Source organism: Streptomyces sp. HmicA12, from assembly GCF_000373565.1.
Classification (GTDB): Bacteria; Actinomycetota; Actinomycetes; order Streptomycetales; family Streptomycetaceae; genus Streptomyces.
In genome coordinates this window covers 1-11,140 of the sequence record NZ_KB891828.1, presented here as the reverse complement: position 1 = coordinate 11,140, position 11,140 = coordinate 1, and the positions used below count along the sequence as shown (strand labels likewise).

Genomic DNA, 11,140 nt, shown 5'->3' with positions numbered 1-11,140 from the left:
CGCCAGCGGCTGGTCATCGACTCATCTCCTTCGCAAAATACTGGGCCGCCTTCTTGAGAATCTCCTTCTCCAGCTCCAGTTCACGTACCTGCTTGCGCAGCCGCTTCAGCTCTTCGCGCTCCGCCGGGTTCATCGGCTCACCGGCCCCGCCAGTGGCGGTCTCGGCCGCACGGACCCACTTCCGCAGGGGCTCGGTGTTGACGCCGAGCTCCTTGGCCACCGAGTTGATCGACCGGCCGGTGGAGGCGACCAGCTTGATCGCGTCCTGCTTGAACTCTTCCGAATACCGGGACGTACCCACCACGACACCTCCATGTCAGATCCCACGATCTGATCCTCAAGAGACGTCCACAAACGCGGGCAAACCCCATTCGCATATTTCCCCGGGGCTGAGTTCACGTAATTCCCCAGCCCCGGGCGGCGATGGCGGCTACTTGACCGGTGGTTTGGCGGGCTTGTCGGTGGGGTTCTTGGGGCGTTTGTTCGGTCGGTAGCTGGGGCCGTTCATGATGACTTGGTGACTGGTGTTGATGAGTCGGTCGAGGAGTGACTCGGCGACGACGGGGTTGGGGAAGAGGGGATACCAGTCGCTGGGTGCCCGGTTGCTGGTGATGATCAGGGACCGTCCCTGCCGCTCGGAGACGAGTTCGTAGAGGTCGTCGGCGTGGGCCGCGGTGAGCTGGCGCATGGCGAAGTCGTCGAGGATGAGCACGTCGGGCCGTACCAGTTCGCGGATCCGTTTCTCCCAGGTGCGGTCCGCGTGGCCGCCGGCGAGTTCGGCGAGGATGCGGCTGGTCTTGGCGAAGCGGACGTGGGCGCCCTGGCGGACGGCGAGGTGGCCCAGTGCCTGGGCGATATGCGTCTTGCCGACCCCGACCGGGCCGAACGGGATGACGGACTCGCCCGCGTGGAGCCAGCGCAGGGCTCCGAGGTCGCGGATCTGGGCGGCGGGGAGCTTCGAGGAGGCGGCCACCAACTCGACCTGATCCGCGCCGAAGCCGACCGGCGCGGGATCACTGTGCAGATCCTGCTCGACATCGTGCACGTCAGCGAGTACGTCTGGGCTACCGCGCACAGCTTCCACCGGCCCGGCACCCCGGCAGCCGAAGCCTGGGTCGCCGGGCATCTGACCACGATCCTCCACGGCCGGGCCGGCCGCGCCGCCGCGGAGATCACCGCGCAGGCGGAGCCGGCCGGCCTGCGCGGAGCGAAACGCGAAGCCGCAGACACCTGCGTCCGCTACCTGGCCGGCCACCTTGACCAACTGTGCTACGACACCGCATTGGCCGAGGGCTGGCCGATCGCCACCGGCCCGATCGAGGGCGCATGCAGGCATCTCATCGGCGACCGTCTGGAGATCACCGGGGCAAGGTGGGGGCTGTGCGGCGCCGAGGCCGTCCTCAAACTCCGGGCGGTGAAGACAACGGTGACCTCGACGCCTACTTCGCCTTCCATCTCGCCCGCGAGCACGAACGGCTCTATTCCACCTCTGACCAGCACGACTACGACCTCACGGTCTGAACCGCAGGCGTCCCCCGGGGAGTGCTACACCCTTCGGAGATGATGCTCGACAACTTCGGCGTCACCGAGGACAACTGGCGCGACGCGCTGGCCGACGTCCCGCACTTCTGCTTCTCGGAGAGCCCGGCATACGTCGGACGCGCGGTCGCGGCGCTGGCCGGCGACAGCGACATCGCACGCCGCAACGGCCAGTCGCTGTCCAACAGCCAACTCGCCCAGGAGTACGGCTTCACCGACCTGGACGGCTCACGCCCCGACTGCTGGCGCTACCTGGTCGAGGTCGACGACGCCGGCAAGCCGGCGGACGCAACCGGATACCGGTGAGGGGCATCGCCCGCGGGGCTCTTCCGGCGTCCGTCCGACTCGCCCGCCGCCCCTCATGCGCAGTCGTACGTCAGCCCGCCCGCTCATAGGTAAGGACGGTCTTCGGGTGGTTGCCGATCTTGCGTAGGCGCAGCGGGCCGTCCGAGGACTTCACGTCGAAGGAGTACTCGGTCTCCTTCGGCGGGCAGTTGACGGTCCTGGTGCCCTGATCGAGCTTGAAGTTGCTCATGGACAGGTCGTGCTGGTCGATGCCGGAGACAACGGCGCTGCCCTTGCATCGCGGGCCGGTGCGGGACTCGATGACCACTTGTGCCCATCTGCCCGGCTCGACCTGGTGGAAGGTCAGCTGCTGGCTGCCGTCCGTGGCTCGCCACCGGCCCACGAACCAGGGGTGGATGGGCTTGTAATTCGTGGCCACCCCGGCGAATCCGGAGCCTTTGCGCCAGGTCAGCGTGGTGGTTCTCAGCATGCCGGGATCGACGAAGTCCACTCGGGCGCCACCGTCGCGGATGCGGGCCTTCGGCCAGACGATGGTGTTGTTGGTCGGGTCGGTGGTCCAGGAGGAGAGGTCCCCGGTGGCGACGGCCGCGATCACTTCTTGCGGTTCTTCGCCGTCCCTGCAGTACGCGCCGAAGCCGGCCGCGAGCCACACGGTGTCCTGGTACGCCTTTGCCCTGATGCCGCCGCACGGTTTGGTGCCGGTCTCATAGACCGTCTTCCGGGTGGACCAGGCGTCGTCAGAGGCGTCGCGATGCTGTGCCTCCAGGCCGCGGCGAGTGAAGCGGAGGGACACCTGCCGGCCGTCGGACAGTTCGAGGACGGTGTGGTCGTCGTCGTCCTCGACGACCCGTGAATCAGGCTTGTCCTCGGGTTCGCGGTGAGACTTCGTGTGCTTCGCGCTGCTGCCGGACGGTCCCTTGTCCGATTGCTCGGCGCAGCCGCCGACGGCTGCGCCGAGCATCAGCACCGCTACCGCCCACGCCGCTGCGCTCTTCGTTCTCATGCCGTGTCAGCTCCCCTGTACGCCGCGCCGAGATGCCCGGGCCGGTGGGTGGCACGAACTCGGCGATGCTAGCCGGTGGGCGGCCCGCCCGGCTCGGCCCCCGGCACGGTGCGGCCCCGGCGGTTCCGTCACTCGTCGAGGACGGCGGCGACCGCACCCGGGCCCGGGCCGCCGCCTCCCGCGCCTCCAACTCCCCGATCAACGACCTCATCAGCGTCGCCTCCTCCACCCACACCACGGTAGAGACCCGACCACGCCGCCATCACCCACAACCACGATCTCCCAGCTCAAACCATCGGGGCCGTCCCCGGAAGAGAGCTACACCCAACTGCGGGAGGCACGACTGTGGATCAAGCCACTCCCCGGAGCACCACCCCCATACCGACATGATGGCTGCGGATCGGTGCAGGCGGGTTGCGTCGTCGCGAGCCGGGCGGCGATGGTGCATGAGCCGACCGGAGGTCCGCTCGACGGTCCGGCGCCGGGGGAGGACCCTGAGGTCCTTCGCCCCAAGGTCGCGGTGGACGCCTCCGACGTCGATGCCGGGGCGGGCGCCGTGGTCGAGGGCTGTGGTGCGGTGGCCGGTGTCGGCCCCGGCTTTCGACATCTGCGGGTGCGCCTTCGCGATCCGTGAGAGCTCTTGGATGCCGTCGGCGTTGTCGCAGGCGTGTGGGAGGTCTGGTTACCGTTACCGGGTGAGCGAATCGAATGCAGCGGCCGGTGTACCCGCCCGCCCCGGCGAGTTGCTGCCTCTGCTGGGTACCGACGCGGAGGTTGTCGCCTTCTTGGCCGGGGTCGCGGACCTCGATGCGGCGAACCCGGCCGACCATCTGTTGGAGGACGGGGTACGGCTTGCTTCCGGGGCCCGGCTGGAGCAGTTCGCGCGGGCGGGCTCAGGCGATGCGTTCTGCTTCGTCGGCGAGGGCGGCGAGGAACGCCCAGTGGTGTACGTCAGCCTGGACGGCGAGGCCGGACCGCTCGCGCTCGGACTGCCGGAATTGCTGCAGTTGTGCCTGGTGGCGCCGTGGTGGCGGGATGCTCGCAGACGGACGGTCGAGGAGCTCCGGGCGGTCGCCGACGCGTACCGAAAGGACGTGCCCGACCTCGACCGGCGACGCGACAGTGCGGCCCGGATGCTCGGTCTCGATCCGGCCGGACTGCCGTCCGAGGCGGCAGTCCTGGCCCGGCTCGTGGAGCTTTCCCGGGGACCGGTCGCCTCGGCCTGCCTTGTCGTCGGGTACGACGGCGATCCGCTCGACCCCCTGTTCGGTGCTGCCCCCGGGCGCCCTTGACTGACCGGTCGTCCGGGCCCGGACCTGTGCCCGGTTGGCCAGCCGTCTGTGCCCGGAGCGCAGTCGGCCTGTCAGCGGCGAGCGGTTGAAGTTCACCGGGATCGGTCAGGGTTCGGTGAGACGGGTCATCGACGGTCGGTACCGGATTCGACGCGTGGCCATCGCCAGACAGGCTGTCGCGCCACCAGGCACTCGACCCCCTGGATGCCCTGCTGGTTCGCGCGGTGGGTGTGTCCCGCGCTGGTCGCGTGTCTTTGAGTTGGTTCAGTGCGGGATCCGATGTTCCGTTGAGGAGGGCGTTCGTGTTGCTCTTGGGGGCTGTGGGAGGCCCACCCTGAGGTGAGGTGTCGAACCGGCGCACTGTCAGCCGCAGTTGCAGTCGGTGGGAGCATTCTGTACGTCGGATGCACGCATCCCATCACTGGAGGTTTGATGCCCAAGGGCTACTGGGTCAGCGTCTACCGCACGATTTCAGACCCTGAGAAGCTGGCTGCTTATAACAAGCTGGCCGGACCGGCTGTCAAGGCTGGGGGCGGTCGGGTCCGCGTCCGTGGCGGTCGGGTCGTGGCGCATGACGCCGGAATCGCCGAGCGCACCGTCCTGATCGAGTTCGACAGCTTCGAGCAGGCTGTCGCGGCGCGCGAGAGTGCGGCCTACCAGGAGGCGCTGGTCGCCCTCTCCGACGGCGTCGAGCGCGACTTCCGCATTGTCGAAGGCATCGACTGACCGAGGTCCAGTCGGATCTTCACTGAAGATCTCCCCTCTTGGTTCTCGCCGGTGCGGCAGCTGGTGTGGCGGGGTTCGTGGGTGCTCGTGCTGGTCGTGGGCGGCTGTCTTCGGTCTTGGTCGTCTGTCAGCGGTCTAGCCCTGGCCGCAACGCTTCTTACGAGATGCGGCAGTTGTGCGTAAACCACCGGGTGGAGGGCGACCGCAGTGTCAGGTCACCGACTGCTTTTCAACCGCGCAGTACGCCAAGGCCCCCGCTGGCCCAAGAACCAGCGGGGGCCTTCTGTATCCCATCAACGCCCGGAACCGCGGGGCACGCCGGCAAGGCGAAATTCGATGAATTCCCTCGTCGACGCCGACCCGGCCACCTTCGCCATCCTCGGCGGCAGTCCGTGCCTGCTCATGCCTCGCCTCCGGCCGCCGGCTTGTGCTGGATGGCGGTTCCGTGGGAGAGACCATCCGGGTACCCGGTGACGCCCACGTCCATGGGCCGGGGTCCGGATGCGGTCAGTCTTTGTAGGCGGCGTACGGCACGGACACGTAGGTGTTGTCCGGATCGCCCGCGACGCCGACCGTCCAGATCCGGCCCCGGGAGTCCGTGTCCGCGCTGTACAGGTTGCCGCCGCCCGCGGGCTGCGCGTCGTGGACGAGACGGCCATGGGAGTCCACCGTCAGCACGTAGTTCCGGTTGATGTCCTGGTTCTGATTGGCGGTCTCGCCGACGAACAGCGGGACGTCGTTACGGCCGAAGGCGATGCCGTTGAGCTCGCCGGTCTCCTGAGGGGTCGCGACATCTGTCCACGGGCCGCCCGCGTCCGAGCGGAGGACGACCGGGCGGCGCCAGAGTGCGTCGTCCTGGACATGCCCGACGGCCCACAGCCGCTTGCCATGCCGGGCCAGGTCGTACAGATGCACGCTCCTGTCGGCGTACTGGGCCGGGAGCGCCTCACGACGCCAGGTGACGCCGTCGTAGTGGGCCAGTCCGGTGAACCCGAGCGCGTACACATCGCGGTCCGACAAGACCACGAGCCGCACGATGTTGCCGACGTCGGCAGCGGGGGGAAGCGTGACGGTGCGCCAGGTGCCGTCTGTGTCACGGGTCCTGATGAGCTGTCCCCACTCGCCGGTGGACTCGTCGACGAGCCCACCGCCGACCCAGACCGTCCCGCGAGGCGAGACATCCACCGTGACGAGATTGCCGGTGAGGCCGTCCGGCACCGCGCCGTCCACGATCCGCCACGCCGAGTTGTCCCAGTGCTGGACGATCTGGTGGTCCGCGGCATCGGAGCCGACCGCCCACGCCTGCCCGCCGGGCGCGGCGGTGATTCCGTCGAGCCGGCCGTCCTCCATCGGCTGGGCCGTGCGGACCCACATGGTGCCGTTCCAATGCAGGGCCAGGGGCCCAAATCCCCTGGGTTTCACGGTGAATCCGGCCGCCCACGGACCGCCGGCGCCCTCAGCGGACACCTCGTGCAGGATGGCATCGGTGAGATCCGGGGCTACGGGATGCCAAGGCCCTGGAGCAGCGAGCGCGGGCACGGCCCCGACGGCCAGTGCCGTGACCCCGACGGCGAACACAACGGCCAACCGGGTCCCGCGCCGGGTGAAGCGTGACATCGAAGGCAACTCCTCTGGTCTGTGCGGCAGCACAGCGCGCCGGGCACGAACTCCTCCACCCCGCACGCCCTGTGCGTCTCACCCCTATCGATGCACTGACAGCCCGCCGATGTTGCACCTCACCCCGGACCAGCCACCTCCGCTTACCGACCTGACGCTGGGAGGGGGCGTAGGCGGAGGTGGCTGGTCCGGGGTGCCGCTGGTTTGTTGAGAGGTCGGGTGACCGGTTCAGGCGGGGAGGCCGCGGCGCGTGAGCTGTGGTTACGCGTTCTGCCCTGAGGGTGAGGGATCATCTTGCGGAGTAGTTCGAATCCGGCGCGGCGGTAGAGCTGTCGTTTGATCTTCTTGATGCGGTTGACGGCGCCCTCGATGCTGCCGGCGCTCCAGTCGAGAGTGAGCCCCGCTGTCAGGGCGTCGAGGTCTCGGAGCAGGCGGAGTGGGAAGCCGGTGAGGCCCGGTAGCTGGCTGGCGTCGACTGCGTCGATCCAGTTGGGGAGTGCGGAGCCAAGGCGGTCGGTGAGGATCTCGCCGATGTCGCGGACGTGTCCTGTGGCCTTGTCCAGTTCGGGGCAGTGGGCCAGGACCTCCTTGAGGCCGGTTTGGTCCCCCGGGTTCAGGGCCGTGGTGTGTCGGGCGAGCCAGCCGGTCACCTGGTGCACTGTCGGCGGTCGTGGCGTATCGAGCAGGCGCTGCACGACCCGCTTCCCTTCCGCCGGGCACTGGACAAGAGGTGACGCTTGGGGCAAGGGGGCGGGTCATGTCCTGTCGCCCGCGCCCGGCTTCCTGCCCAGCCCGGTCTGCTTGGCGTCCATGAGCTGCGGGAGCATCGGCCGACGCCGAACTTGTGGACCGTCAGGCCGAGTCGAGAAGGACGCGAGACCCATCGACCTCACGAGATCCTTCGCTCTGTTCGAGATCAAACTCCAGGATCCAAGAAGCGCGCCGCCGCCACGCGCGGTGCAGCATGAGGCGGGCCGTCTCTGGCAGCCTGGACCGCAGTTCGCGGCAGACGCTGATCCCGTCCATGTCGGCAAGGCGGATGTCGAGCACGGCGACGTCGGGCCGGAGGGCCGGGGCACGGACCAGTGCCTGCTCCCCGGCGGCGCTTTCGCCGACCACCTGAATGTCAGGTTCTGAGGTCAGGAGGTCGACCAGGCCCCTGCGAACGACCTCGTGGTCGTCGAGGAGGAAGACCTTGATCGGGTGGTCGGGGCTGAAGTCCGTTGTTGTGTCGGGCATATCGATCCTCCGGGGACAGCCGCGCCCATGGTGCTCCCGACGGGTGCCGTTCGGTTCGATGCTCGTGCGGTCGGCCCGGCTCGACCGAGGGGGCGAGGTACACATGGCGCAGTCCGCGCAGGTCTGCAGGCCGACAGGAAGGCGACGGGGGAGCGCAGCATCGTTTGTCGGGGAGATGTTCTGAGCCCAGCGTGGCCCAGCCACACGTCACCCGGCCCAGGCCTGGGCCCAGGCCCTTCGGTCCCCTCCTGCTCGGGCGCCTCGGCATGGTGGCACACGCCGCGCGTCACGCTGCGTACGAGGGCATGGCCCTCGCTGAGCCCCGTCCGGATCACCCGCTGGACCGCTCCGTGCCCGACGTGCACGTGATCCAGTCATACGCCCACACCGCACCGCCGGCACACCGCCACCGCGGACACCACCTTCTCCTCCGTCACGCAGTCGTAGCAGTTCATGGTGTCCCTCCTCCGTGAAAGTTCTCGGGCTCAGGGAGCGGGGCGCTCCGAGAGTGGCGCGCCCCGCCGGTCGTGCCTTGCTTCGGGACGGTCAGGACGGCTCGCGCCGCACCGGAATCGTCAGAGCCTCGGACTTCTCGGTGCGGGCCAGCGGGACGGTCACCGTGAGGAGGCCGTCCTTGTAGTCGGCTTTTGCGTCCTCCCAGCGAGTTCCCGAGGGGAGGCGCACAGCCCGGGCGTAGCTGCCGTACCGGAATTCCGTGTGCCGCTTCTGCGCGGTCTCTGCGGTGCGCTCCGCGCGCACAGTCAGGACATCGCCGGTGGCACTGATTTCGATGTCTTTCTCCGGGTCGAGGCCGGGCAGTTCGGCGCACAGGATGTAGGCGTCGTCAGTGAGCTGCTCCTCGATCCGGATGCCGTGCAGTCCGGGAGCGGCCCGATGCGTCGGGAAGCCGCCGAGTCCCGATTCGATCCAGTCGAAGAGATCGGGCAACATCGGGGGCCTCCATTCCAGCATGCCGGTCATCTCGAACCTCCCTTCCGATTCGGCGGATTGACACCTCCAGGGTCGGCTCCGGATGGCTGTTCGCCCAGAGCCGTGTCGGCCATAGCGCGGGACGAGTGGTCCCTCCTCTGCCGCCTCAGCCGGGGGGACGGTGAAACTATCGAGCTCGAGCGTTGCCATGACCTACCCGGCGGTTGGGGCGGTCGCCTTGTGCTGCTCGGCACAGGATCTGCGTGGCAGTGACCTGCCGGTCGTCGGTGCCCGGCGCCGCAAGAGCGGGATCGGACTGCAACTCTCTCCGGTGGGTCACGCCGTGCTCCACCACAGCGCGTATCTGGTCGTGGTGACGCCGCACGAATGACGGAGCAGGGCACGCGCCGACGCCGGCATGCGCTACCACGATGCGTCCGGCGCCGGCGGTGGCTGCAGGACCTCGTCAGCCGGACGCCGGGGTGTCGGCACGCCTCACGTCGCGTGGCCGAGGCGGACGATCAGCTGGGGAGCCTGGCCGAGCAACAAGCGACAAGGCTGCGCTCACCTCCGCTCTCAGGCGGGGGAGTTCCAGTGGCTGGGTGTGCAAGGCCGCCGAAACCCCGTGAGCCGTCGCGTACAGCAGCATCCGTTGCAGAGACTGCCCGGCCTGCAACCACTCCAGACGCGAGTCGCGCCACGTCGTGAGCACCGCGACGATGCCGGTGCGGGCGGGCCACACCTCGGGTGTCTGGGGCAGGCTCGTGGTCAGACCGACGAAGTCGCGCCCTGCCAGCGTCACGCAGTCGGGGTGATAGGTGCACGACGCCAACGGAACGCCGTCGAGCCGGGAGCCGGTGAACTCCTGTGTCCAGTGGATGAGTTCGGCCCGCCACGCGGGATCGGACCGCTGGAAGGTCTCCGCCTCGCGTACCAGCGCGGCGATGCGGCTGCGCTGCCGCCCCGGCTCCAGGATGCACAGGTCGGCGCCCTCGGCGCGGGTCTGCTCGCGCAGTTCGTCGACGAGAGGCTCGGGCAGCCGCGTCGATGAGAAGGGCCCACGGTGGGTGCGGCGAATGCGCAGTGACCGGTGCATCCGTTCTTCGTTCGCGGCCGGTGACCCGTACGGCCCCCAGTCGACGCGAGCCAGATGCGCGGGATTCCCCGGCGTGGGGAGGAAACGCACGACCGGCACGAAACCCAGATGCCGCATGGCGAGGCGGACGTTGAACAGCGCCGCTCCGCAGCCGATGACCAATTCTCGGCCCGCGGGATCGGCGAGCGGGACACGGTGTGCGGGGTCCGCGTACAGATCGACGCCGGGGGCATCGCCGGTGAACAGCCATGGCTGGGAGTTGTGCAGCGAGGGCGCCGCGATCGCGGCGCGTACCAGGTGGTAGGCCGCGGCGGGGCGGTTGCGTGCCGTGCCGCTCGCTCGCCGCTTTGCGCGGGCCGACGGGCTGGGGGTGTACGACCCCACGCCCAGCTTCGCCGACCTGCTGAACCGGCAGGCGGACGGGGAGAGGGTTCACCTGCTCGCCACCGCCGTCCACGACACGCTCGCCGTGGTCACCGCGGAACTCTTCGGGTGGGCCGTGGAGTCGGGGCCCCGCGCACCGTGTGCCTGGCGGGCGGCTGCTTCGTCAACCGTCGGCTCCTGGCCGACGTGCGTCGACTGCTGTGCCCAGGGACTGCGAGTCCTCGTGGGGTGGGCTGTCCCGGTCGGCGACGGCGGTATCAGCTACGGGGTGGCGGCGGTCGCGGCCGCCCGGCTCGCGCAGACGGACCGGAAGGGGTGAGCGGAACCATGTGTGTCGGTATTCCCGGACGGGTTCTGGAAGCGCACGACGAGGCCGGATTGCGCATGGCCACGGTCGACTTCGGCGGGATCCGCCATGAGGTGTGCCTGGCGTACTCGACGGATGGGGATGAGGGGACCTACGTCATGGTCCATGTCGGCTTCGCCATTACCACCATCGACGAACCGGAAGCCCGGCTCACCCTCGCTGGGCTGCGGTGCACGGCCGACGCCGTCGAGGGCGAACTCGGCCAGCGGCTGCCGACGGGCCCGGACGGCGGGGAGCCGGGGGCCGGACGGCCCGGCTCCCGTGCCCTGCCAGCCACTGGGGGGCCGAGCGCGTCCGCCGGACGCTGGAAGAGGAGGCTGACGGCTGCGTCTGTCCATTGAGTGGGGGAGGTGAAGCACGGGCCTTGACCCCTGATGTTGAACACACGAGACACTGGATCCTGAGGATCTGAGAACGGACATCTCGTGGTCATGAAGAACTACCCGCCGGAGTTCAAGGCGGACGCGGTCGCGCTCTACGAGTCGCGGCCGGAGGCGACGATCAGGTCGGTCGCCGCCGATCTGGGCATCAATCCGGAGACCTTGCGGAACTGGGTGAGGGCTGCCGGAGCAAGCCGTCCGCGAGGACGCCGGACGCCGGAGACGGCTCAGCCGCCGGAACCGCTGGAGGCGGAGAACGCG

13 protein-coding genes and 3 pseudogenes are annotated in these 11,140 nt (G+C 69.1%); 7 read left to right on the top strand and 9 right to left on the bottom strand.

The window, feature by feature from the left end; all coding sequences use genetic code 11:
* Positions 1–13 precede the first annotated feature (13 nt).
* Together B072_RS0130120 and B072_RS0130115 are read right to left on the bottom strand one after the other, a co-directional pair.
* On the bottom strand, positions 14–304 hold the full coding sequence (locus B072_RS0130120; protein ID WP_018533676.1) for a transposase: 291 nt from the start codon (positions 302–304) through the stop codon (positions 14–16).
* Positions 305–430: 126 nt separating this feature from the next.
* Positions 431–1,045, bottom strand: coding sequence for an ATP-binding protein (locus B072_RS0130115; RefSeq protein ID WP_018533675.1), 615 nt, complete (start codon positions 1,043–1,045; stop codon positions 431–433).
* Between B072_RS0130115 and B072_RS0130110 the strand changes: the two are divergent.
* Positions 962–1,521: pseudogene (locus B072_RS0130110) on the top strand (ISKra4 family transposase); the annotation flags it as partial. The gene B072_RS0130115 and the pseudogene B072_RS0130110 sit on opposite strands and share 84 nt — an antisense overlap.
* 33 nt (positions 1,522–1,554) lie before the next feature.
* Positions 1,555–1,845 (top strand): annotated as a pseudogene (locus tag B072_RS0130105) (short-chain dehydrogenase); the annotation flags it as partial.
* A gap of 70 nt (positions 1,846–1,915) precedes the next feature.
* Here B072_RS0130105 and B072_RS45775 read toward each other — a convergent pair.
* Positions 1,916–2,848 carry a hypothetical protein gene (locus B072_RS45775; protein WP_158689264.1) on the bottom strand — a complete coding sequence of 311 codons (933 nt, stop codon included), beginning with the start codon at positions 2,846–2,848 and terminating at the stop codon, positions 1,916–1,918.
* Between the two features lie 695 nt (positions 2,849–3,543).
* On the opposite strand from B072_RS45775, the gene B072_RS44395 reads away from it, so the two are divergent.
* Both B072_RS44395 and B072_RS0130090 read left to right on the top strand, forming a co-directional pair.
* Complete coding sequence (locus B072_RS44395) at positions 3,544–4,140, top strand: hypothetical protein (RefSeq protein WP_234018954.1); 597 nt, start codon at positions 3,544–3,546, stop codon at positions 4,138–4,140.
* A 432-nt stretch (positions 4,141–4,572) separates the two neighbouring features.
* A complete protein-coding gene (locus B072_RS0130090) occupies positions 4,573–4,866 on the top strand; it encodes a DUF1330 domain-containing protein (protein ID WP_018533671.1) in 294 nt (97 codons plus the stop codon).
* Between the two features lie 507 nt (positions 4,867–5,373).
* Here B072_RS0130090 and B072_RS0130085 read toward each other — a convergent pair.
* The 6 genes and pseudogenes from B072_RS0130085 to B072_RS47485 form a co-directional block, all read right to left on the bottom strand.
* Positions 5,374–6,483: a hypothetical protein gene (locus B072_RS0130085; RefSeq protein WP_158689263.1), complete on the bottom strand. Its 1,110-nt coding sequence runs from the start codon at positions 6,481–6,483 to the stop codon at positions 5,374–5,376.
* Positions 6,484–6,626: 143 nt separating this feature from the next.
* Positions 6,627–7,178 carry a hypothetical protein gene (locus B072_RS46945; protein ID WP_158689262.1) on the bottom strand — a complete coding sequence of 184 codons (552 nt, stop codon included), beginning with the start codon at positions 7,176–7,178 and terminating at the stop codon, positions 6,627–6,629.
* A 265-nt stretch (positions 7,179–7,443) separates the two neighbouring features.
* Positions 7,444–7,722: pseudogene (locus tag B072_RS44385) on the bottom strand (response regulator); the annotation flags it as partial.
* 374 nt (positions 7,723–8,096) lie between these two features.
* Positions 8,097–8,177, bottom strand: coding sequence for a DUF2180 family protein (locus B072_RS47860; protein ID WP_106432965.1), 81 nt, complete (start codon positions 8,175–8,177; stop codon positions 8,097–8,099).
* A 91-nt stretch (positions 8,178–8,268) separates the two neighbouring features.
* Positions 8,269–8,703, bottom strand: coding sequence for an Hsp20/alpha crystallin family protein (locus tag B072_RS0130065; RefSeq protein WP_018533667.1), 435 nt, complete (start codon positions 8,701–8,703; stop codon positions 8,269–8,271).
* Between the two features lie 415 nt (positions 8,704–9,118).
* A complete protein-coding gene (locus B072_RS47485; RefSeq protein WP_086020422.1) occupies positions 9,119–10,132 on the bottom strand; it encodes an Acg family FMN-binding oxidoreductase in 1,014 nt (337 codons plus the stop codon).
* Here B072_RS47485 and B072_RS0130050 point away from each other — a divergent pair.
* The 3 genes from B072_RS0130050 to B072_RS0130040 form a co-directional block, all read left to right on the top strand.
* Positions 10,119–10,451 (top strand): hypothetical protein, encoded by a 333-nt coding sequence (locus tag B072_RS0130050; protein ID WP_026246449.1) that lies wholly within the window; start codon positions 10,119–10,121, stop codon positions 10,449–10,451. The two genes, B072_RS47485 and B072_RS0130050, sit on opposite strands and share 14 nt — an antisense overlap.
* On the top strand, positions 10,448–10,840 hold the full coding sequence (locus tag B072_RS44375; RefSeq protein WP_234018953.1) for a HypC/HybG/HupF family hydrogenase formation chaperone: 393 nt from the start codon (positions 10,448–10,450) through the stop codon (positions 10,838–10,840). Before B072_RS0130050 ends, B072_RS44375 begins: the two co-directional genes overlap by 4 nt.
* Before the next feature lie 90 nt (positions 10,841–10,930).
* The coding region (locus B072_RS0130040; protein WP_026246448.1) for a transposase at positions 10,931–11,140 on the top strand (210 nt) is incomplete at its 3' end.

Bases quoted from the DNA above. Each gene is read 5' to 3' on its own strand.
- B072_RS0130065 (WP_018533667.1), bottom strand. From the start codon at position 8,703: ATGACCGGCATGCTGGAATGGAGGCCCCCGATGTTGCCCGATCTCTTC.
- B072_RS47860 (WP_106432965.1), bottom strand. From the start codon at position 8,177: ATGAACTGCTACGACTGCGTGACGGAGGAGAAGGTGGTGTCCGCGGTG.
- B072_RS45775 (WP_158689264.1), bottom strand. From the start codon at position 2,848: ATGAGAACGAAGAGCGCAGCGGCGTGGGCGGTAGCGGTGCTGATGCTC.
- B072_RS0130085 (WP_158689263.1), bottom strand. From the start codon at position 6,483: ATGTCACGCTTCACCCGGCGCGGGACCCGGTTGGCCGTTGTGTTCGCC.
- B072_RS0130090 (WP_018533671.1), top strand. From the start codon at position 4,573: ATGCCCAAGGGCTACTGGGTCAGCGTCTACCGCACGATTTCAGACCCT.